The sequence below is a fragment of the Allobosea caraganae genome (assembly GCF_003351345.1).
Lineage (GTDB): Bacteria > Pseudomonadota > Alphaproteobacteria > Rhizobiales > Beijerinckiaceae > Allobosea > Allobosea caraganae.
Genome location: NZ_QQTO01000019.1, coordinates 772,047 through 793,716, shown reverse-complemented (window position 1 = coordinate 793,716; position 21,670 = coordinate 772,047). Strand labels below are relative to the sequence as shown.

20 protein-coding genes are annotated in these 21,670 nt (G+C 65.7%); 10 read left to right on the top strand and 10 right to left on the bottom strand.

Features of this window, described 5'->3' with window-relative positions:
• Window positions 1-4: 4 nt before the first annotated feature.
• Both DWF00_RS29060 and DWF00_RS12025 read right to left on the bottom strand, forming a co-directional pair.
• Complete coding sequence (locus tag DWF00_RS29060; RefSeq protein ID WP_147283641.1) at window positions 5-2,767, bottom strand: hypothetical protein; 2,763 nt, start codon at window positions 2,765-2,767, stop codon at window positions 5-7.
• Window positions 2,764-3,972: an SIR2 family protein gene (locus DWF00_RS12025; protein ID WP_181832499.1), complete on the bottom strand. Its 1,209-nt coding sequence runs from the start codon at window positions 3,970-3,972 to the stop codon at window positions 2,764-2,766. Before DWF00_RS12025 ends, DWF00_RS29060 begins: the two co-directional genes overlap by 4 nt.
• Window positions 3,973-4,590: 618 nt before the next feature.
• Here DWF00_RS12025 and DWF00_RS12020 point away from each other — a divergent pair.
• The 5 genes from DWF00_RS12020 (at window position 4,591) to DWF00_RS12000 (ending at window position 7,295) form a co-directional block, all read left to right on the top strand.
• Entirely contained in the window at window positions 4,591-4,893 is a 303-nt protein-coding gene (locus DWF00_RS12020) for a c-type cytochrome (protein ID WP_245973843.1), read from the top strand.
• A gap of 5 nt (window positions 4,894-4,898) precedes the next feature.
• Window positions 4,899-5,711 (top strand): arylamine N-acetyltransferase family protein, encoded by an 813-nt coding sequence (locus tag DWF00_RS12015; protein ID WP_114827780.1) that lies wholly within the window; start codon window positions 4,899-4,901, stop codon window positions 5,709-5,711.
• 117 nt (window positions 5,712-5,828) lie between these two features.
• The gene (locus DWF00_RS12010) at window positions 5,829-6,050 is read left to right on the top strand and encodes a hypothetical protein (RefSeq protein WP_114827779.1); all 222 of its coding nucleotides are present in this window, start codon (window positions 5,829-5,831) and stop codon (window positions 6,048-6,050) included.
• A 105-nt stretch (window positions 6,051-6,155) separates the two neighbouring features.
• Entirely contained in the window at window positions 6,156-6,872 is a 717-nt protein-coding gene (locus DWF00_RS12005; RefSeq protein WP_114828031.1) for an MgtC/SapB family protein, read from the top strand.
• 114 nt (window positions 6,873-6,986) lie between these two features.
• The gene (locus tag DWF00_RS12000) at window positions 6,987-7,295 is read left to right on the top strand and encodes a hypothetical protein (RefSeq protein WP_147283640.1); all 309 of its coding nucleotides are present in this window, start codon (window positions 6,987-6,989) and stop codon (window positions 7,293-7,295) included.
• Between the two features lie 52 nt (window positions 7,296-7,347).
• On the opposite strand, the gene DWF00_RS11995 is transcribed toward DWF00_RS12000, so the two are convergent.
• The gene (locus tag DWF00_RS11995; RefSeq protein WP_114827777.1) at window positions 7,348-8,022 is read right to left on the bottom strand and encodes an RraA family protein; all 675 of its coding nucleotides are present in this window, start codon (window positions 8,020-8,022) and stop codon (window positions 7,348-7,350) included.
• A gap of 127 nt (window positions 8,023-8,149) precedes the next feature.
• On the opposite strand from DWF00_RS11995, the gene DWF00_RS11990 reads away from it, so the two are divergent.
• Window positions 8,150-8,782, top strand: a complete 633-nt coding sequence (locus DWF00_RS11990) for a pyridoxamine 5'-phosphate oxidase family protein (protein WP_114827776.1) — start codon at window positions 8,150-8,152, stop codon at window positions 8,780-8,782.
• Window positions 8,783-8,939: 157 nt separating this feature from the next.
• Here DWF00_RS11990 and DWF00_RS11985 read toward each other — a convergent pair whose 3' ends face one another.
• Entirely contained in the window at window positions 8,940-10,154 is a 1,215-nt protein-coding gene (locus DWF00_RS11985) for an amidohydrolase (RefSeq protein ID WP_114827775.1), read from the bottom strand.
• 387 nt (window positions 10,155-10,541) lie between these two features.
• On the opposite strand from DWF00_RS11985, the gene DWF00_RS11980 reads away from it, so the two are divergent.
• Both DWF00_RS11980 and DWF00_RS11975 read left to right on the top strand, forming a co-directional pair.
• Window positions 10,542-12,242, top strand: coding sequence for a caspase family protein (locus DWF00_RS11980; RefSeq protein WP_181832498.1), 1,701 nt, complete (start codon window positions 10,542-10,544; stop codon window positions 12,240-12,242).
• Window positions 12,243-12,328: 86 nt separating this feature from the next.
• Window positions 12,329-13,318, top strand: coding sequence for a tetratricopeptide repeat protein (locus DWF00_RS11975; RefSeq protein WP_181832497.1), 990 nt, complete (start codon window positions 12,329-12,331; stop codon window positions 13,316-13,318).
• Between the two features lie 151 nt (window positions 13,319-13,469).
• Here the strand turns inward: DWF00_RS11975 and DWF00_RS11970 are convergent, their stop codons facing one another.
• Window positions 13,470-14,366: a dienelactone hydrolase family protein gene (locus tag DWF00_RS11970; RefSeq protein WP_114827772.1), complete on the bottom strand. Its 897-nt coding sequence runs from the start codon at window positions 14,364-14,366 to the stop codon at window positions 13,470-13,472.
• 104 nt (window positions 14,367-14,470) lie between these two features.
• Window positions 14,471-15,133, bottom strand: a complete 663-nt coding sequence (locus DWF00_RS11965; RefSeq protein ID WP_114827771.1) for a ceramidase domain-containing protein — start codon at window positions 15,131-15,133, stop codon at window positions 14,471-14,473.
• A gap of 457 nt (window positions 15,134-15,590) precedes the next feature.
• Between DWF00_RS11965 and DWF00_RS11960 the strand changes: the two genes are divergently transcribed.
• Both DWF00_RS11960 and trmFO read left to right on the top strand, forming a co-directional pair.
• Window positions 15,591-15,743 (top strand): DUF1127 domain-containing protein, encoded by a 153-nt coding sequence (locus tag DWF00_RS11960; RefSeq protein WP_114827770.1) that lies wholly within the window; start codon window positions 15,591-15,593, stop codon window positions 15,741-15,743.
• Window positions 15,744-16,040: 297 nt separating this feature from the next.
• Window positions 16,041-17,453, top strand: a complete 1,413-nt coding sequence (trmFO, locus tag DWF00_RS11955) for a methylenetetrahydrofolate--tRNA-(uracil(54)-C(5))-methyltransferase (FADH(2)-oxidizing) TrmFO (protein ID WP_114827769.1) — start codon at window positions 16,041-16,043, stop codon at window positions 17,451-17,453.
• Window positions 17,454-17,496: 43 nt separating this feature from the next.
• Here the strand turns inward: trmFO and DWF00_RS11950 are convergent, their stop codons facing one another.
• The 4 genes from DWF00_RS11950 to secD all read right to left on the bottom strand — a co-directional run bounded on the left by DWF00_RS11950 (window position 17,497) and on the right by secD (window position 21,619).
• Entirely contained in the window at window positions 17,497-18,390 is an 894-nt protein-coding gene (locus DWF00_RS11950; protein WP_114827768.1) for a phytoene/squalene synthase family protein, read from the bottom strand.
• A 112-nt stretch (window positions 18,391-18,502) separates the two neighbouring features.
• Window positions 18,503-18,880, bottom strand: a complete 378-nt coding sequence (locus DWF00_RS11945) for an Mth938-like domain-containing protein (protein ID WP_114827767.1) — start codon at window positions 18,878-18,880, stop codon at window positions 18,503-18,505.
• Between the two features lie 146 nt (window positions 18,881-19,026).
• Window positions 19,027-19,980 (bottom strand): protein translocase subunit SecF, encoded by a 954-nt coding sequence (gene secF, locus DWF00_RS11940; protein ID WP_114827766.1) that lies wholly within the window; start codon window positions 19,978-19,980, stop codon window positions 19,027-19,029.
• A 28-nt stretch (window positions 19,981-20,008) separates the two neighbouring features.
• Entirely contained in the window at window positions 20,009-21,619 is a 1,611-nt protein-coding gene (gene secD / locus DWF00_RS11935) for a protein translocase subunit SecD (RefSeq protein WP_114827765.1), read from the bottom strand.
• Window positions 21,620-21,670 lie beyond the last annotated feature (51 nt).

Here is a 21,670-nt window from a genome sequence, read left to right as displayed (position 1 = left end):
CTTCCTAGCGGCGGGCTGCAGTTGCAAGCCTTCGATACGGCGTGGCCTCCGCTAGGGCCGGCGCCACCGCTATGATCTGGTCGAGGGCATCCGTTAAGTCGTATGGAACCACAGCGCCTTCGGATGTTCCTACAGTCAGGTCAAGCAATCGCAACAAAGCTCCCGCTTTGGCCTCGTTGTTGATGACTGCTAATTTCTTTTGACCAGCCTCCTCGCCATAAAATCCGTAGTCAATCATCGACCAACACTCAAATGGGACGAGAAAACGTGAAATGGCACTGACGGCGTCAGCGAACGCCTCGCCTGAGGTAGCGGGTAGATCGGCCAACGCTCCGCTTACCCCGGGTGTAGCTAGTGAACGCTCTTGCGGCCACACCTCGCGAAAGAAAGGAGCTGCCGCAACTCTAAATAGCTTAGCCGCAGACACGGCATTCTCTCGCACGTCTTCGTTCGACGTTTCTTCGACAGTAGCATTAGTGGAAAGGTCACGGACAAATTGCTGAACCGCGTTTGCAGCTGAAGCTCGCACTTCATCGTCCAATGTGCGCAACATCTGCTGAATTCGCGAATTGGGCACAGCCGGATCACGTCGTTCGCGGAAAGCGTGAAGCGACTCGATGATCAGGCTGAACACAAGGCTCTGGCGAGTTTCTCGTCCGAGGCGGCGATCTGCCGCCCGTTCCGCCATCGCGCCGCCTATGATCTTCAACACGTCTGTAAAATGGGTTCTTCTAGCAATTGCGCGCCAAAGCGCCAACCCTTCGCCGCTGTCGTTGAGCAACGGCGTAATCAAATGCTGCTGCGCCCAATCTCGATCAGCGCGAAGAAAGTAGGGTAGTGCCTCGATTAGCCGGTGCCGCGCGATAAGCCCACTCCGACCTGGTGACACGATCACAGCATCACGCATTTGCCCTTCAATTGAGCCGGCTGCGAAAGCGTTGGTATCCAATGCAAGATTCGGGCACGCCGCCAAGAACACGCCAACCAATTTGCCTGCAGGTGTATTGAGAGTGTCTAGATCCATTGGCTCGCTGTCGTCATCAACGGCCCGAGCTGAAACACTTAGATCGCTGTCATCGCCTTGTTCTGGCGTGCTGTTGGTTGCCTCAATCGCAATCGGCCAAACTCTGGACCAGACCGTAAGGCCCGATGGCAAGGCGACAACATACTTCCCCCAAGCGTCCAGCCAAGCACTGATACCTTCAATTGCACCCTTTACAGTTCCTTTCGAGAGTTGGTTTAAGAGTGCGAGGACGCGTGCAGCCTCGCGTAAGCGCTCACGCTGGGTAGAACTATCCGCCTCTGGTGGCTTTGGGGAATGCGCCCAACCGAAACGGTCCCAGACCCTCGGGGAGCTATCTCCCCCATTTTTATCGGCTTCAAAGTCGCTAAGGACAAGCTCCACTTTCCCTGGCTGTCGCAGCCAGTCATTAGCTCTCTCTGCGGGATCGTCATCCCATCCGCTGCGACCCGCCGAAAGCGCCGTTTCAAGCGCACGTAGCCGGGCGGCACCTTGCAGCGTGTCGTAACGGTCGTCGGGGTTTGCCGGCACCGATCGGACAATCGGCCCTTCTGGAAATCCTGTCTCGATTGTGATTTCGGCAAGATCAGCAAACTGCACGACGTTGGCGTTGAGCCATGACTTCGATCTTGTAGGCAGTTGACCATTCGCAGCCTCAATGCGCTTTAGCTCGCGGACCGCCGAGTAAAGCCGCGCATTCTTGACCTTTGCAGCCTCGGCTTTCTTTGGCCAATGATCGCGTGGCGGCCCCTTCTCAATGCGCATTGCAATTGCAAGCTGCGTTTCCTGATCTAGATCCCGAAAACGCTTAGCCCGCAGCTCCGCGATTTCAGGGAATGCATGCAAATCCCAGAACTTCCTATCGTCAACTGCCAATAGGAAATCCCGAACCTGCGCAGCCGATGCCAATTGATCGCTTCGGGCAATGGCGGCCCACAGGCGAACGTGCACGGGCGAGGGGTCCAAACTCCATCGCCGAATGAATGGTCGTGCCGACGCTGGGTCAAGATCGGCAATCCGCGCGACGACAGCGTGAAGCAGCTTCACGGATGGCGCGATGCCGTGATGATAGGCGTCCGGCTCGCTATCCTCGCCGGCTCTTCTCGCAAGCTGAGTATAGAATACCCTATTGAGCATTCCCAAGCCTAGGAAGGATCGACTTTCATCCCATCCAATGCGTCTCCCAATGTCCAAACCGCTATTCACGGAGGTCTCAAGCGCCCTCGCCAGCGACACAAGGAACTGAATGTCGGTCAGGCGCGACAGTTCTAGAACATTTAGATCGACTAAGTCGCCGCTTGTCAGGCTAACGGATAAAAGGTCTTCAATATTCTTAGGTCCGCGCGGTTTCTTGACGAATTGCCAATGCCAAGAGGCAATGGGTTCGACCTTAAGTCGTGGCGCGACAACATTCACAATAGCCGCGACCACCACACCCGAACGATCACCAGAACGAAGACGCCTCTGGATCGCGTAAATCGCCCCTTGGTCGCGCCGACCCGAAAGCCCAGATGACCAACTCTCTTCGATCAGTCGCCAAGCGGTCGCCCATGGCTCCTGAAGGTCACGTGCGCCCGGACTATTCAATAGGTCGTCAACTGCAACGCGCTCGATGCGCTGATTGGGTTCCAGGCGAAGAGCCCAGTCGATTGTACCTTGCTCAGCTAACCGATTATGAAGAAATGCGACCGTCGCTCGAAAGGATTCGCGCTCTTGTATGTCAAGATAAGACCAGGGTCTGATCATGATTTCCGCCCCCGCTCTTTTTCGGTTCCAATTTTCACGATTGCATCGAGCCAGTCGATGTCTGCTCTTGCCGCTGATACCAGCGAAGCTAACCGCACCCGTTCGCTCGCATTGCTTCGGCGAAAAAAATGATCGAACAGATCGCGATCAACTTCTGCTGCCGCGGCTCGATTTGTTTTTACAATTCGGAAAAGCTCTGCGTCGACCACTTCCTTCTTTCCGTTGATTGCAGATAAATTCGACCATCGATCGAGGGTTGCTCGCAAAGCATTGTGACCGCCATTTGAATCGTAATGGATCGGAGTGATGCCACGTCCCTTCCAATCTTCCAATGCAACGAGATCTGGCACGTTGGTTCCGAAGAACGTGAACCGTTCCTTCAAATCGTCGAAGCGCTTACCATCGGCTGCAACCGCGTTCAGAAGATAACGCATCGGCGGATCGTTGGCGCTATAACCCACGAGAACCAAGTGAAATAAACGCGCCGCATCATAGATAAAATCGGGCACGATGCGTCGACGCAGATAGAACTCACCAAAATCCTGATCCGTCAGAACCAACTCAGAGCTTCGTGATGAGTTCTTATCGAGAGTGCCATGGATGTGAAGCACTCCAGAAAATTCTGATTGTCGAGACGGCCGCGGGATCGAACCCAATGCGTAGGTCTCAACACGCGATCGAAGACGTAGAGACGCTATTTCAAGCAGAAGATCGAAATTAGTCGTGACGATTGTTTTGGTCCCGCCGCGATCGGCAAGGCGCATAAGCGCCATGTGAATTGCCGCTGGCTTATTGGCCCCAGAACGCAGGCGTTCAGCCACTGTCCGCCTGACACCGCTATCCCCGCGAGTTTGATCATCTAAGCGCCGTTCAAGCATGCCAAGGACGACATCGTAGTCGCCAATAATGAACCGCTTCACTTCCGCAGTCTGGCGCTCCGTCAAACCCTCACAAGCGACTTGCCATTGGTTACATACGCCACGAGGCAAACCAGCCAAGACGGTGTGAACGGCAGTATCTAGTTGACCATAAACATCTAGAACGAGCTCCCTAAAATCAGGCAGACCAGCGGGCTTCGAAATTCCTGCCCCACAAATGAAGAGTACTTCACCACGCGCGTGGGCCAGTAGGAGACGCTCGGGAAGAGATGCCAGACCATCGCCCAACGAAATGACGCGGTCTTCAGCTGATGCGGCAAGCGGCATGAAATACATTCTGTCAAATGACTGTCACCAAGCTCGCAGCTTAAATTGGTGCTGACAAATCGAAAATCAGAACTTCCTGTGGGTAAATTCACGCAGACGGAAACAGTGATGCCCATCCGCACTATTGCCGGCACTGCAAGAAAACTTATCCCCGCCCCTCCAACCTGCGCTACACTCCCCTCGCCCATCACCCAAACGGGGCGGCCGTCCGGAGGTATGCTGGAGGTTGGGTGAGGGTCGGCGCCTGCGGGCGGGGGTTACGCCCCGCTCCCGGGAGGCTTCGGGGCACCGCCCTGGGGATACTACGGTCCCTGTGCGAGGAGCTCGCTTGAAGAGGACGCTGGCTCGCCGGTGTCCAGGAAGCGCGGCCCGGAGACTGAACTCGCCGAAGGCGGAGCGCCACGGGGCGTGCGGATGGGCGGCTTGGGTCCGTCCGCGCCGCGTCCTGGCTCAATGGAAGCGGATCACTCTCGCGTCTCGCGGCACTCCGCCAGCCCCGTTTCCTCCGCGCCGGCCGCGCCGGGCGCGGCCGCATGCGCTTGTCGCACGCGCAGGCCTGTGGTTCCGCCGGAGACCGGGACCGCCTAAGCTCGCGGCGACTCAGGCTGGGAGGCAGAGGTGATCAGGCAGGTTGCGGGCATTCTCGGCATCGCCTTCGCGCTGGCTGCGGGCGCGGCCCTGGCCGAACCGCGCTCCTCCCCGATCGAGGCCTGCGCCATGTGCCATGGCCCCGACGGCATCGCGCCCGACAGCGAGGTGCCCCATCTCGCCGGCCAGAACGAGCGCTATCTCTTCAACCAGATGATGGCCTTCCGCTCCGGCAAGCGCGCGCACAAGGAGATGCGCTACATGGCAAGGCAGATGTCGCCCACCGAGATCGGCGCGCTCGCGGCCTATTACGCCGCCCTGCCGCCGCGCTGAACGCCATGCTCTCGCAATCCGACCTCGCCGCCTATCTCGCCCGCATCGGCTATGACGGCCCGGTGGCGCCGACGCGCGCGGCGCTGGCCGCGCTCCAGCTCCTGCATGTGCAGGCCATCCCCTTCGAGAATTTCGACTCGCTCTCCGGCAGCTCGCCGAAGCTCGACCTGGCCGCGCTGGTCGAAAAGCTCGTGCGCTCGCGCCGCGGCGGCTATTGCTTCGAGCAGAATCATCTGTTCAAGGCCGCGCTCGAAGCCTTTGGTTTCACATCGGTTCCCCTGATCGGCCGTGTGCTGCTCAACGGCCCCGAAGACGCCCAGACGCCGCGCAGCCACATGCTGCTGCGCCTCTCCTGCGAGGGCGAGGATTTGGTCTGCGATGTCGGCTTCGGCGGCCAGGTCGTGACCGGCCCGCTGCGCCTCGCGCCCGGCCTCGAGCAGGAGACGCCGCACGAGCCCTACAAGCTCGAGCAGGCCGGCGAGTTCTGGTCGCTGCGGGCTCTGGTCGCTGGCGAATGGCGCCTGCTCTACCGCTTCACGCTCGATCCGGTCTGGCCGATCGACTACCAGGTCGCCAACCACTACGTCTCGACCTATCCCGATTCCGGCTTCGTCACCGGCCTGCGCGTCGCGCGCATCCTGCCGCGCGGCCGGCTCGCCCTGCTCAACCGCAGGCTGACCGAGCACCGGCTCAGCGAGCCCTCGACAGCGCGGGAGATCGAGGGCGACGCGGCGCTGCGCAAGCTGTTGGCTGAGCGTTTCGGCATCGAGGTTTCGGATGCGGTCTGGCGGGCCTCGTTGTCGCGCATTCCAGCCTGACGCCGGGCCGCACGGCCAGCGCTTGCTTCGGAGGCGGTCACCGGCTTTGCTTTAGGGAAGCCGGCAATTCCGTGCCGGGCGGATGGCCGCCGATCCGCGAGCAGTGGAGGATACGCCATGCAGGACGCAGTTCCCACGCAGCTTTCCGAGCAGGAGAGCATTCCGACCCATCCCGAGGAGATGAAGGCGAGCTTCAACCTGCGCGTCGGCAAGAGCATCTCGCTCCAGGGCAGTGCCCGCATCACCCCCGCCGGGGTCGTCACCACCGGCCTGATGATCTCGGCGATCGTGCTTGCCTTCGGCTATCTGGCGCGCTCGATGCCGCACCGGCGCCCCTGAACCGCATTGCCGGCGCGGCGCGCCGTTACGATACTGACATTCCGCTGATTGATTCTTGAAAGCCGCCGCCTCAGGCGGGTTCACATGTGCGCCGGGGGGACCAGGGTGCAGTTCATCGCGACGTTCGACCTGCCGAACTTCCTCGACACGCTGGTCAGCCTGTTCGTCGCCTTCGTGCTCGGCACGGCCATCGGCGCCGAGCGCCAGTACCGCCAGCGCAGCGCGGGGTTGCGCACCAACGTGCTCGTCGCGGTCGGCGCTGCGGTCTTCGTCGATCTCGCCATGCGCCTGGAAGGCTCCGGTGGCGCCGTCCGGGTCATCGCCAACGTGGTGACCGGCATCGGCTTCCTCGGCGCCGGCGTCATCATGAAGGAGGGCCTGAACGTCCGCGGCCTCAACACCGCGGCGACGCTCTGGGCCTCGGCCGCCGTCGGCGCCTGCGCCGGCACCGACCGGATCGCCGAAGCGATCCTGGCGACGCTGCTGATCCTGGCCTGCAACACCTTGCTGCGGCCGTTGGTCAACCGGATCAACCGCATCCCGATCGACGAGGGCTCGTCGGAGGCGATCTACCAGGTGCGCGTCGTCGCCGGTAACGACCATGTCGAGGACATCCGCAAAGCCCTGTTCGCCGAGCTGAAACGGGCCAAGTACCCCGTCGCCGACATCGATCTCGACACCAGCGACGAAGACGCGACGGAGATCGTCGCCACCCTGGTGAGCAGCTCGGCCGACACCGACGAGCTGAATTCGGCCATCGCGAACCTGCGCACGCTGAAAGGCGTCACGCATGCCGGCTGGGAAGTCAGCACGAGTGACTAGAGCATCGGACCGGAAAGTGGAATCCGGTTTTCGGAAAGATCCGATGCAATAACAAAGGTCTAGATCGCCACTCTGCGTCCGATAGGACGCACGGCGGTCTAGGAGGTTCCGCCTGTGGCCGTCACGCGCTTGCCGGAGAGCACGGCATCAACCAGGCTTGGGGCGGCTGCTGTCGCGCGGCGCTCGACCGAGGGGGATATGGTGACGACGACGCAATACTTCGACCGGGTCATCGTCGATGTCACCGACCAATCCGAGCCCATGGAGGTCGAATTCGGCCGCTCCTCGTATTGGGGCGACGAGAATCTGGTCTATCTGACCGTCAACGACCGCTCTCTCATCATGGACGACGCGACCGGCCGGGCCTTTTACGAAGCGATGATGAAGCTCGGCTCATATCTCGGGTATGATCAAAGCCGCTAGGCATTGATCAAGCGGTCCTGAGTCTCGCCGCTCAACTGGTTCGTGTGCAGCGTCAGAGCACGCCGTGCCGCGCGAACACCGAGCGCAGGCTCTCGCCGGCCAGCAATTCGTCGCGCGTCGTGTCCTCCGCCTCGATCTTGGCCAGCGCCAGCTTGACCGCCTCTGCGGCGATGCGCTGCGGCACGATGACGACGCCGTCGACGTCGCCGAAGACGAAGTCGCCCGGCTCGACCCGCGCCCCGGCGATCTCGACCGGCTCGTCGGCCGCCATCATCTCCGCCCTGCCCTTGGTGTCGAGCGGGCCGATGCCGCCGTGGAAGAGCGGGAAGTGCAGCTCGCGGATGCGGCGCACGTCGCGCACCAGCCCGTCGGTCAGGCAGCCGGCGGCGCCGCGCGCCATCGAGGCGGTGGTCAAGAGCTCGCCCCAGGGCGCGATCCGGTCGGTCGGCCCGTCGCAGGCCAGCACCGCGACCTCGCCGGGCTTGAGGCTGTCGATCAGGTCCATCTCCAGCTCATAAGGGTTGTGCCCTTCCGGGAAATGGTAGCGCTTCATGTAGAGCCCGGTCCGGGCGAAGCCGCACAGGATCGACGCATCGTCGAGCGGCCGGACGAAGGGCTTCACCGCCTGGTTGGGGAAGCCGAGCTGGTCGAGCACGTCAGACAGCACGGCGGAGTAGAGCTTGGTCTTCAGGGCTTCCAGATCGAGCGTATCGGCTAAGGCTGGCATCGCGATCTCCCTCTGCGCAGCCAGCTTGTTTCCGCGATTCCCGGCGGTCAAGCAGCATGCAACCTTGGATGGCGTCCCCGGCGATCAGGCTCTAGCCTGACACCCGTGCGATGCGAGAGAGGCTGAGATGAGCACGACCACCGACGACACCGCCCTGATCGACGATGCCGGCGAGCTGCGCGCCCATATCGGCCCGGTCAATCCGCTCGCCGAGCGCAAGGTGCTGGCGCGGCTCGACCGGTTCTGCCGCGACTTCATCGCGCTCTCGCCTTTCCTTGTCGTCGCCAGCGGCGATGGCAAGGGCGGCGCTGATGCCAGCCCGCGCGGCGATGCGCCGGGCTTCGTCCGCGTGCTCGACGAGACGACGCTGCTGATCCCCGACCGGCGCGGCAACAACCGCGTCGACACCTTCGGCAACATCCTGGCCGCACCGGGCATCGGCCTGGTCTTCATGGTGCCCGGCATCAACGAGACCTTGCGGGTCAATGGCCAAGCCAGCGTGACCCGCGACCCTGCCCTGCTCGCCCCCTCGACGGTTCAGGAGCGCCCGCCGCTCACCGGCCTGCTGGTCGCGGTCGACGAGGTGTTCTTCCATTGCGGCAAGGCGTTGATCCGCTCGAAGCTCTGGGACCCGGCGACGCAGGTCGAGCGCAGCAGCTTCCCGACGCTCGGCCGCATCGTCGCGGAGCAGACCAAGGCGATCGAGGTCGCCGAGGCCGAGGCCAATCTGGAAGAGGCTTATCGGTCGCGGCTGTATTGAGGGGGCGATAGCTCGCCCATCGAGCGGTCGACCTCTGCCGTCATGGTCGGCCTTGTGCCGACCATCCACGTCTTCGCTGATCGAGGACCGTGGCTAAGACGTGGATGCTCGGCACAAGGCCGAGCATGACGGGTGGAGGCTGTGAGGGCGGTGTGCCTTACGCGGCCAACGCCCGCTTGTCCTCCCCCAGCTCCTCATTCACGATGTTCACCCAGTAGCGAATGCCGTCGGGGATGATCGCGTCGTTGAAGTCGAAGAGCGGGGTGTGCAGGCCGTTGAAGGAGCCGTCCGCCTTGACGCCGTTGCCGATGCGCATGAAGGCGCCGGGCTTGATCTTCATCATCTCGGCGAAGTCCTCGCCGCCGGTCCCGGGCCTGATCTTGCCGTTGACGTTCTGCGCACCGACGGAGGCGGAGGCCGCGGCGATCGCGACCTCGACCTGCTCGGCCTGGTTCAGCAGCGCGCTCGGGCCGCGGTGATAGGTGGCCTCCGCCGTGCAGCCCCAGGCCTGCGCGGTCGCCGCCGCGAGCTCGGCGATGCGGCGCTCGATCAGGTCGCGGATCTCGGGCGCGTAGCTGCGGGCCGTGCCGCCGATGGCAAGCTCGGACGGCACGACGTTCGACGCCTCGGCCGAGCCGGCATGGATGTAGCCGACGCTGATCACGGCGGTGTCGAGCGAGGGGACGTTGCGGCCGACGATGCCCTGCAAGCCCAGCACGAAATGCGCCTGGGCATAGGTGATGTCGGTCGAGAGATGCGCCTGCGAGCCGCCATGGCCGCCGACGCCGCGGAAGATCACCTGCCAGCTATCGGCTGCCGCCAGCATCGGCCCGTTGCAGGTGCCGAAGGTGCCGGCCGCCATGCCCGGCGAATTGTGCAGCCCGTAGATCGCATCGCAGGGGAAGCGCTCGAACAGCCCGTCATCGAGCATCGCGACAGCGCCGCCGCGCCCCTCCTCCGCCGGCTGGAAGATCAGGTTGAGCGTGCCGCCGAAATCCGGGTTCTCGGCAAGGTAGCGGGCCGCGCCGAGCAGCATGGTGGTGTGGCCGTCATGGCCGCAGGCATGCATCCGGCCGGGGTTCTGCGAGGCGTAGGGCAGCCCGGTCTCCTCGATCAGCGCCAGCGCGTCCATGTCGGCGCGCAGGCCGACGGCCCGCTGGCCCGGCCGCTTGCCGCGGATGACGCCGACCACGCCGGTGCCGCCGACGCCCTCGGTGACCTCGATGCCCCAAGCGCGCAGCTTGGCCGCGACCAGAGCCGAGGTGCGCTGCTCCTCGAGCCCGAGTTCGGGATGGGCGTGGATGTCGCGGCGGATCGCCGTAAAGTCAGCGTGGTGCTGGTCGAGCCAGCCATCGAGCCGCGTGGTCGTCATGATCGGTCCAGTCCCCTTGCCTCAATTGGCGATGCGCGCGGCAAGCAGGATCCCTGCCAGCGCGCGGCCTGCGGCATTGACGCAGGCCTGTCATATTTCAAAAGAGGCCGCGGCGCTTGGCAAGGCCCAACAACGCGTGACCGGCCGCCATTTGCCGCCGGTCGGCTCGGTTCCGCGCTGCGCCTGACGGCAGCGCTTGCCGTAGCGCATCCCTCATTTGAATGACCCTCGCCTCGTCCGGGCCGGGTACGAGTGGGATGCGCCACTGGCTCGATATGCAAAGGTGCCTGTCCGGTTCGCCGCCTCGCTTCCGTTTACCCTCAGAGGCTGGCGCATCGCTCGAGGGCGTCGAAGCTGCTGATGGAGCCTGAGCGGAGGGAAGGCCTGATGCGATCGAGACTGACGGGCGTCGTCCTGCTCGCCGCGCTCGCGCTGCTTTGCGCCGCCGCCAGCGCCAGCGCCAAGCAGATCGCCATCGTCATCGGCAACGACACCTATGCCGAGGTCACGCCGCTCAACGCCGCCGTCAACGACGCCCGCGCCATGGGCGACGGGCTGACGAAGGCCGGCTTCCAGGTCGAGCTGGTCGAGAACGGCACCAAGCGGCAGATGAGCCGCGCGCTGAGCGTGGTCGAGAACAAGATCGAGCCGGGCGACACCGTCGTCTTCCATTATTCCGGCCACGGCTTCGAGATCGACGGCCAGAACTGGCTCCTGCCGATCGACGTGCCCGCCGCCCGCGAGGGCGAGGCCGGGCTGATCAAGGACGAGTCCTTCAACGCAGCCGATATCGTCGAGCGCTTCCGGGCACGCGGCGCCGGCACGGTCGTCGCCATCCTCGATGCCTGCCGCAACAACCCCTTCGCCCGCTCGGGCACGCGCGCGCTCGGCGGTGGCACCCGCGGGCTCGCCAACATGGAGGCCTCGGGCGGCGTCTTCATCATGTTCTCGGCCGGCTCGAAGCAGCTCGCGCTCGACAAGCTGACCCCGGCCGATCCGACCCCGACCTCGATCTTCGTGCGCAGCGTGCTGCCGCTGCTCGGCCGCACCGACCTGTCGCTGATCGACATCGCCAAGGAGGCGCAGCAGAAGGTGCGCGAGCTCGCCCGCAGCGTCGGCCACGAGCAGATCCCGGCCTATTACGACGGCATCGTCGGACGCGTGACGCTGACCGGCGCCCTGCCGACGACGCGCCTCGAGCCGCAGGCGCCGGTGGCCCAGCAGCCCAAGAGCGCCGCCGAGGACGTGTTCTGGCAGTCGATCCGCGACAGCAACCAGGCGGCCATGTACGAGGCCTATCTGGCGCAGGTCGGCAAGAACACCTTCTCAGGCACCTATCGCCAGTTGGCCGAGCGCAAGCTCGCGAGCCTGCGGCTCGGCCCGGCCGATTCGCCTCCGTCGCCCGCCCAGCCGCAGCAGCTTCCCCCGGCGCTGACGATCGAGAAGGCCCCCCCGCAAGCGCCCGCCGAGAGCGCGAGCGGGCCGGAGATCACCGCCTGCGATGCCGCCGCCGCCGACGCGCGCGACCCCGACAAGCCGGCCGAGGTGGCGGGCCTCGACCTCGACCTGCGCACCGCCCCCGCCGGGCTGGCGGCCTGCGGCAAGGCCGTGGCGGTCGCAGGTGCGCCGCGCCGCGCCTTCTACCAGCTCAGCCGCGCCTATGAGGCGAACAACAACGCTCTCAAGGCATCCGAGAACCTGCAGAAGGCGGCCGATCTCGGCCATCCCCTCGCGCTCTATGCGCTGGCGGAGCGTTCTTTGACCGGACAGGGCCAGCCCAAGGATGCGTCCCGGGCGATGTCGCTGTTCTACCGGGCTGCCGATGCCGGCGTGAACGCCGCGATCGTCCGGATCGGCGCGATGTATGCCAACGGCCAGGGCGCCGACCGCGACTACATCAAGGCCGTCGCCTTCTACAATCTTGCGCTCAAGGCCGACGAACCCAGCGTCTATGCCGAGCTCGGCCTGCTCTACCTCAACGGCCGCGGCGTCGTCAGGGACAAGCGCAAGGCCTGCGAGCTGTTCGCGCAGGGCGCCGGCAAGGGCAACGCCGCCGCAGCGCAGAACGCAGCGTCGTTCTGCAGCTAGAGCAGGGCCGGAAAAGTGGGAACCGGTTTTTCGCGTAGGCCCTGCTCGCATTTTTTGCTGAAGACATCGGATTCTCGGAGATGAGCATGCCATCGAAATGCGCCGCCGCCCTGCTCGCAGCGTTCGGGCTCGGCCTGGGGTCCCTCCTCCCGGCCGGGCCGGCGGGGGCCGCGCCGACTTACATGCGCCTGGCCCAGACCCAGCTCAGCGCCGAGGACATCTTCTGGCAGACGATCCAGAACAGCACCGACCCGGCGATGTTCCAGGCCTATCTCGACCAGGTGAGCAAGGGCACCTTCCCCGGCACCTACAAGCCGCTGGCCGAGATCAAGCTGGGCTCGCTGAAGAAGGACGCCGCGCCGGCGGCCTCCGGGGCCAAGCCGGCGGATACGGCCCCCGGCCGCGCCGTCATCATCGACCCGCCCCCGCCCGCGCAGGGCAGCCAGGCCGCGGCGAGCTCGCCCGATGTCGAAGCCTGCGACCGCGCCGCCGCCGCGCCCGGCAGCAGGGAAAAGCCCGCCAACATAGCCGGCGTCACCTTCAAGGCGATCGATTCGAGCGCCGCGATTCGCGCCTGCCGCAAGGCGATCGAGGTGGCGGGCGCGCCGCGCCGCGTCTTCTTCCAGCTCGCCCGCGCCCTGAGCAAGAGCGGCAACGACGCCGATGCGATGAGCTATTACCGGAAGGGCATCGAACTCGGGGACACCGACGCGATGCACAACCTCGCCGGGATCGTGCGGGCCGGCGGGCGCGGCATCAAGCGCGATCCCGGCCTGGCGCTGGCACTCTATGAGAAGGCCGCTGCGGCCGGCGTCGGCGAATCCCTCGTGCAGCTCGGCGCGATGTATGCCGATGGCCGCGACGTGCGCCGCGACTATGCCAAGGCGCTGGACTACTACCAGCGCGCCATCGAGGCTCGCGCGCCCGGCGGCTACACCAACATGGGCGTGCTCTACTTCAACGGCCGCGGCGTGCCGCGAGACCGCAACAAGGCCTGCGAATACTGGCGCGAGGGCTCCGCGCTCGGCGAGGACGTGGCGGCGAGCAACTGGAAGCGCTCCTGCCGCGTGCGCTGATAACCGCGAGTAGAGACCATTGGGAATTCGCTGGCGTGAGGCGGCTGGCGTGGCTGTCGAGAACCGGAGCGGAGCGGACTTAATGTCCGTGAGCACCGGAAGCGCAGACGGCCGCGTCAGACGACCTCGCCAGTAGAATTCACGATGGTCTCTAGGCGACCCCGTAGGTCTTGAACCAGGCCAGCATCCGCGCCCAGCCATCCTCTGCCGGCTGCTTGCGGTAGCTCGGGCGGTAGTCGGCGTGGAAGGCGTGCGGCGTATCGGGATAGATCACGATCTCGACCGTCTTGCCGGCGGCCTTGGCGGTGTCGCGCTGCTTCTCGACGTCAGTGACCGGGATGCCGGTATCGGCGCCGCCATAGAGGCCGAGCACCGGCGCCTTGATATCGGCGGCGACATCGGCGGCGGTCTTCGGCTGGATGTCGGTGCGGCTGCCGCCGAGCGGGCCGTACCAGGCGACGGAGGCCTTCACCGAAGGATTATGCGCGGCATAGAGCCAGACGGCGCGGCCGCCACGGCAGAAGCCGGTGACGCCGAGCTTGGCCGCATCGCCCTTCGAGCTGGTGGCAGCCCATTTCGCGGTGGCATCGAGATCGGAAAGCAGCTCGGCGTCCGGCTTCTTCGAGATGACCTGGCTCACGATCTGCTGGATGTCGGTCATCTTGGTGAGGTCGCCCTGGCGGGCATAGATTTCAGGCGCGATGGCGCAATAGCCGAGCTTGGCGAGGCGCCGGCAGGTGTCCTTGAGGTACTCGTGCACGCCGAAGATTTCCTCGATGACGAGGACGATCGGGAACGGGCCGGCCCCAGCCGGCATGGCGCGATAGGCCGGCATTTGGCCGTCGGATGTCGGAATCATCACGTCGCCAGCCTCGAGCCCGGCACTGTCGGTCTTGATCGCCTGGCCGTGGACCACGGTCGTCGCCAGCGTGAAGCCGGTGATCAGCCCAGTCATGACGAAGCCGCGCCGCGAGAACGGCTCGCGGGCGAGACCGTCGAGGCCTTCGAGAGCCGGCTTGGCAGCGGGAGAGGAAACGGTGTTGGTCATGGCTGGCACTCGGATGCGAAGGGAGCCGGGAGAGTGGGACAGCCGCTCCCGCCTGCCAAGCGGCATGCGCCTACGGCCGGTCACAGCTGCGTGAGTCTCGTGGCTCAGGCCGGCGACGGGCGTGTGACCGCAGCCCGCAGCAGCAGATAGAGCACGGTCGCGTTGAGCAGGTGCCAGAGGAAATGCGTGCCGGAGGGCACCGCCTGGCACAGCACGCCGTCGAGCGAGCGCAGGCTCAGCGACACCGCGAAGACGAGCCCGGCCGCTCCGATTAGCTGCGCACCGGCCCGGTCGCGCCGCCATAAGGCAATGGCGACGCCGAACAGCGCGAGCGCGAAGGAGGCATAGCCGGCCGAGCCGCGCGCTGCGGCCGGCAGAAGCGGCGCCAGCCCGGCCGACAGCGCGAAGGAGGTGGCGAGGAAGGCAAGCGTGCCGGCAATCGCGGCCACAAGGCCCAGCCCGAGGAAGCGCCGCAGCGCCAGCCCGAAATAGGAGAAGGCGAAGAGCTGGATCGGGATCACGTCGGCGAGCAGCGTCCAGCGCTGCGGCATGGTGTGGAACAGGAAAGAGCCGATGCCGATGGCGAAGACGAGCGCGATCAGCGCCCCAGCCGGCCAGTCGCGCCTGTCCTGCCGCAGCAACAGCACGAGCCCGCCCAGCGCGGCGACGATGAAGGCGCCATTGGTGATCGCATTCAGCGGTTCGGCCCAGAACGCGCCGCTCAGCCGCTCGCAATAGCCGAACTGGATCACGGGCTGCGGCTGCATGGTCGATTCCCCTGCGATCAGTCTTTCACGCGGCCGCGACGATGCGAAGAAGGCAGATGCGATGGCAACTTTGTGGCAACGCACCATATATCAGAACCCAGCGAAGCCAGCCGCCGTCCTCCAAGCGCGCGCTGTTGCCGGAAACCCTCACCTGGCCATGCATGCGGCGCAGCGAAAAGCTGCCCAGAAGAACGCCAGGGCGCGATGCCCGGCAAAAGCCTCAACCCTTAATGCTCGTTTTATGGGCGTTAAGCCTGTCTTGGTTAAGGGTCCGTTACGCTTTCGGCGCAGGGCGAGCCCGGCTTCGTGAAGTTTCTATTAAATCGCCATGCGCAGGCAGCATAACGGAATTGAGGGAACGCCTCTGTAACGGGCGGGCGGCCTGACTTATATGCAGTGCACAACGAATTCATCGTTGTCGGGCCAGAAATGACCCCGGCATTTAGGAGTTAAACCAATGTTCGTCACCATGATCGCTGCCAAGATCCGCGCCTACCTTCGCTATCGCGAGACCGTTCGCGAGCTCTCCCGCCTGACCGACCGCGAGCTCGACGATCTCGGCCTGTCGCGCTCGGAGATCGCCTACGTCGCCCGCAGCCACGCGGCCTGATTGATCCGTAGGAGCGCCGTAACGGCGCTCTGATCAACGTTATCGATGCATTTTTGCCTCGCGAGCCGCTTGGCGGCCCGCCTGAAGATGTTTCGGTTTCTCCTGGATCGTGTCCTCCCCTCGATCCGGTCGAAGAGCGAATGCCCGCCTCCTCCCAGGCGGGCATTTTGCGTTTCCGGAGCAGGATGCGAAAAAGTGGGCACCGATTTTCGCGTGAATCTTGCTCCCACTCGTAAATAAACCCGGTTTCGCCGCGTTTCTCTTGACCTGAGCCCTGCCTGCGGACACATCGCAGGCATGAGCTTGAAACCCATCCACGTCATTGGCGGCGGCCTCGCCGGTTCCGAAGCCGCCTGGCAGATCGCCGAGGCCGGCGTCCCGGTCGTCCTGCACGAGATGCGCCCGGTGCGCGGCACCGACGCGCACAAGACCGACGGCCTCGCCGAGCTGGTCTGCTCCAACTCCTTCCGCTCGGACGATTCGTCGAGCAATGCCGTCGGCCAGCTCCATTGGGAGATGCGCCGGCTCGGCTCGCTGATCATGGCGAAGGGCGATGCCCATCAGGTCCCGGCCGGCGGCGCGCTCGCGGTCGACCGCGACGGCTTCTCTCAGGCCGTCACCGCCGCGATCGAAGCCCATCCGCTCATCACCATCGATCGCGGCGAGATCGCTGGCCTGCCCCCGGCCGAGTGGGACAGCGTCATCATCGCGACCGGCCCCCTCACCTCGCCGGCGCTGGCGCAGGGCATCCAGTCGCTGACCGGCGAGAGCGAGCTCGCCTTCTTCGACGCCATCGCGCCGATCGTCCACTTCGATTCGGTCGACATGGACAAGGCCTGGTTCCAGTCGCGCTACGACAAGCCCGGCCCGGGCGGCACCGGCGCCGACTACATCAACTGCCCGCTCGACCGCGACCAGTACGAGGCCTTCATCGACGCGCTGCTCGCCGCCGAGAAGACCGAGTTCAAGGAATGGGAGGGCACGCCCTATTTCGACGGCTGCCTGCCGATCGAAGTGATGGCCGAGCGCGGCCGCGAGACCCTGCGCTGGGGTCCGATGAAGCCGGTCGGCCTGACCAACAAGCACAACCCGACGGTCAAGGCCCATGCCGTGGTGCAGCTGCGCCAGGACAACGCGCTCGGCACGCTGTTCAACATGAGCGGCTTCCAGACCAAGCTGAAATACGGCGAGCAGGCCGCGATCTTCCGCATGATTCCCGGCCTGCAGAACGCCGAGTTCGCGCGCCTCGGCGGCATCCACCGCAACACCTACCTCAACTCGCCGAAGCTGCTCGACCCCATGCTGCGGCTGAAGGCCGATCTACGCCTGCGCTTCGCCGGCCAGATCACCGGCTGCGAGGGCTATGTCGAGAGCGCTGCGATCGGCCTGCTGACCGGGCGCCTCGCCGCGGCGGAGCGGCTCGGCCAGCCGCTCGACATTCCCCCGGCGACGACGGCGCTCGGCGCGCTGGTCAACCACATCACCGGCGGCCATATCGTCACCATCGACGAGGGGCCGCGCTCCTTCCAGCCGATGAACGTCAATTTCGGCCTGTTCCCGCATATCGAGGGCGTGTCCAAGACCGGGCCGGACGGCAAGCGCCTGAAGGGCCCGGCCAAGAGCCTCGCTCGCAAGCAGGCGCTGACGGCGCGGGCGAAGGTCGAGTTGGAAGCCTGGGCGGGCGGAGAAGCGGCGCAGGCGGCGGAGTAAGGCGCGGGGAACCCCGCGCCTCTTCGACATCCGTCGGTGATGTCTACCCCCGGATCGCCTTGCGCGCCGCGCGCCAGATGATCCACTGCCTTTGCCAGGCCGGCAGGGTGATGATCGTGCGGAACGGGTCGTAGCCGCCGCGCTCCATCCGCTTCAGATAGGGCTCGACCAGCGCCACCGGCAGGAAGGCCGGCGCGATCGCCGCGGGCATCGTCTCGCGCAGATCGCCGAGCTTCTTCAGGTGCTTGCGGGCGATGCCGCGCAGCTCCTTCAGCGTGTAGAGCACGCCCGGCCCGCCGCGCCCGCGCACGATGTCGTCGCGGATCACGCCGTTGCGGCCGAGGATGTCGCCCGGCAGGTAGACCTGCCCTGCCGCCGCGTGCCAGGGAAAGGCGCGCATCAGCCCGGCCAGCGCATAGGCGACGCCGGCATGGCCGCAGGCCGCCGCGCCACCGGGATCGCGCCCCTCCGCCAGGATGATCGAAGCCAGCCTGATCAGCGCGCTGGACGTCTCGCCGGCATAGCCTTCGAGATCGCTCAGCGAGGGCATCGGGTCGTCGTAGAGGTCGAAGACGCGCGCCTCGATCAGCCCGGTCAGCGGCGCGATCGGCAGGCGGTAGCGCAGGACCGTGTCGAGCAGGGCAGCCGCGACCGGGTGGGCCTGCGCCTCCCCCTGCGCATCGCCCTCAAGCAGGTCGCGCCACCATTGCAGCCTGACTTCGCCGGGCAGCGGTTCGCTGACCTGCTCGCGCACGCGGGCGATCTCGTGGCTGAAGGCATAGAGCGCGAACAGGCCGGGCCGCAGGGCCTCGGGCGCGTAAAGGCTGGCGATATAGCGGTCGTGATCGGCCTCGCGCACCAGGGCGGCGCAATGGGCGTAGGCCTCCGGCAGCGCTTGCGGCGCGATGTCCCGTCGGTTGTCGGTGTCGGTCGTCATGCGGATCGTCCCGCGCGGGCCGCCATCTCGGCGCGGCCATGGATCAGATAGCCACTTTAGGCCAGAGGCGGGGCCGGTGGCTACGCCTCATGCACATGAGCGCCGCGCAATTTTACTCGACTGCGATCAGTGCCGCCGCGACGCGCCGGTCTTCGCCGACGAGCACGTTATAGGTCCGCGCCGCCGCCCCCGTCGCCATGCCCTCGATGGTGATGCCGGCCTCGCGGAAGCGCTCGCGCCATTCGGCCGGAATGAAGACGATGTCCTTGCCGGTGCCGATCAGCAGGAAATCGATCGCCTCGGCCGCGTCGAGCACAGGCTGCAGGCTCGCGATCGTGATCTTGGCGAAGGAGGCGATCGGCCAGATCTGGATGCCGGCCGGCAGTGCCAGGATCGAGCCGCGATGGCTCATCTCGGCGAAGCGGAAGCCGCCGGCGCCGAAGGCGTCGATCTGATGCCGGCCGGGGACGAAGCCGTCGAAGCGGGCCATGGTGTCTGATCTCCGGATCGTTGCACCTCAGCCCTCATCCTGAGGAGCGCGAAGCGCGTCTCGAAGGATGCTCCAGTGCGCGCTGGAACATCCTTCGAGACGCCGCTAAAGCGGCCCCTCAGGATGAGGGCTGGAGATAGCCGAACTCAACCCGCCTTCGGCTTGGCACCGGCCGGGAGCTTCTCCTCGGCCGCATGCTCCGGCCGCCCGGCGCGCACGTCGAGATAGAGCAGCACCGGCGTCGAGATGAACATCGCCGAATAGGTGCAGACCACGACGCCGACCAGCATGACCAGCGAGAAGCCCTCGATCGCCGTGCCGCCGAAGATGACGAGCGCCAGCAGCGAGAGCACCGTCGTGGTCGAGGTGATGGCGGTGCGCGACAGGGTCGAGTTCACCGAGAGGTCGAGCAGTTCCTCGATCGGCATGGTCTTGTAGCGCCGCAGCAATTCGCGCGTGCGGTCGAACACCACGACGGTCTCGTTCAGAGAATAGCCGACGATGGTCAGGATCGCCGCGATCGAGGTCAGGTTGAACTCGAGCTGGGTGATCAGGAAGAAGCCGACGGTCAGCACGATGTCGTGCAGGGTGCCGACGATGGCGCCGAGCGCGAGCGGCATCTCGAAGCGGAACCAGAGATAGATCAGCACGCCGACGATCGCGAGCACGACGCCAAGCGTGCCGGCCTGGACCAATTCGCCCGAGACGCGCGGCCCGACGGTCTCGACCCGGCGGAACTCGTAATCGGCCGTGAAGGCCTCGCGGGCGCGGGCCACCACGGCCTGCTGCGCCGCCTCACCGCCCGGCTGGATGGCGAAGCGCATCGAGACGTCGCCGGCCGTGCCGAATTCCTGCACCTCGGCCTCGCCGAAGCCCAGGCCATCGGCGGTATGGCGGATCGTGGCGATCTCGGTCTTGCCGCTCTTGGCCTGCATCTCGATCAAGGTGCCGCCCTTGAAGTCGATGCCGAAATTCAGGCCGACCGTCAGGAACAGCGCGATCACCAGCAGCGAGTAGGCGGCCGAGAACGGATAGCTGAAGCGCCGGAAGCGGACGATCTTGAAGCGGGTATTGTCGGGAACGATGCGAAGCAGACGCATGCTCTCTCTCCTTATCGGGTCAGCAGCGTCAGAACGGAAGTGCCTTGGGCCGGGCCCAGCGATACCAGACCGCGATCAGCATCCGGGTCAGGGTCACCGCGGTGATGACCGTGGTCAGGATGCCGAGGATGAAGACCACGGCGAAGCCGCGCACCGGGCCGGAGCCGAGCGTGAACAGCGCCACGGCCGCGATCAGCATGGTCACGTTCGAATCGATGATCGTGGCGAAGGCGCGCTGGAAGCCGGCCTCGAGCGCCGAGACCAGCGATCTGCCCAGATGCGACTCCTCGCGCATTCGCTCGTAGATCAGCACGTTCGAATCGACCGCCGTGCCGATGGTGAGCACGATGCCGGCAATGCCGGGCAAGGTCATGGTCGCGCCGAGCAGCGACATCAGGCCGAGGATCAGGCAGACGTGGACGAGCAGCGCCACGCTCGCGATGATGCCGAAGAGGCCGTAATTGCCGATCATGTAGAGGATGACGAGGACGGTCGCGATCAGGGTCGCCAGCTTGCCGGCCCGGATCGAGTCGGCGCCAAGGCCGGGGCCGACGGTGCGCTCCTCGACGATCGTCATCTTGGCCGGCAAGGCGCCGGCGCGCAGCAGGATGGCGAGGTCGTTGACCGATTTCGGCGTGAAGTTACCGGAGATCTGGCCCGAGCCGCCCGTGATCGGCGACTGGATCACCGGCGCCGAGATCACCTCGTTGTCGAGCACGATCGCCAGCGCCCGGCCGAGATTCTCGGTCGTCGCCTGGCCGAAGCGCTGGGCGCCGCGGATGTTGAAGCGGAAATTGACGATCGGCTGGCCGGTGCGCTGGTCGAAGGCGGGCTGGGCGTCGATCAGGTCGGCGCCCTCGACGATGACCTGCCGGCTCACCGGGACGAGCTGGCCGCCCGAATCCTTCGACGGCAGCATGTCGACATCGCCGCTGTTCTGCTCCGCGAGCAAGCGGAACTGCAGCTTCGCGGTGCGGCCGAGCAGCTCCTTCAGCTGCTGCGGGTCCTGCAGGCCGGGGACCTGCACCAGGATGCGGTCGAGGCCCTGGCGCTGGATGCTGGGCTCCTTCGTGCCAGTCTCGTCGATGCGGCGGCGGATGACCTCGATCGCCTGCTCGGTCGCCCGGCGCACGCGCTCGTTGATGCCGGCCTCGGTCAGCGAGAGCTGGACCAAACCGTCAGGCTGCTCGGTGATGTCGATCGACGAGTTGCCGGAGGGGCCGAAGGCCCCGAGCGTGCCGATCGGCTGCGCCAGCTCGCGCAGCTTGGGCAGCAGCTTGGCGCGCTCGGCGGCGTCGCTGACGCGCACCTGCGCACCGCGCTGCGTCGTGACGATGCCGCCCTGGAAGGAGATGCGCTCCTCGCGCAGGATGCGGCGCACGTCGTCGCGCAGCTGCGTCACCTGACCGCGGATCAGGTCGGCCCGGTCGATCTCGAGCAGCACGTGCGAGCCGCCCTGCAGGTCGAGCCCCAGCGTCATAGCGTGGATCGGCAGCAGGAAGCGCGGGATCCAGGACGGGGCGCCCTGCTCGATCGCCTGGCGCGTCTCCGGCGAGAACAGGTTCGGCACGGCAAGCCCGCAGCCGAAGATCAGCACGAGCAGGACGAGGATGACCTTGCGGGCCTGGAGACGAAGCATCTGCGTGAACAGCCTTGTTATCGCGCGGCGGGCGCAAGCGGGCCCGCCTGC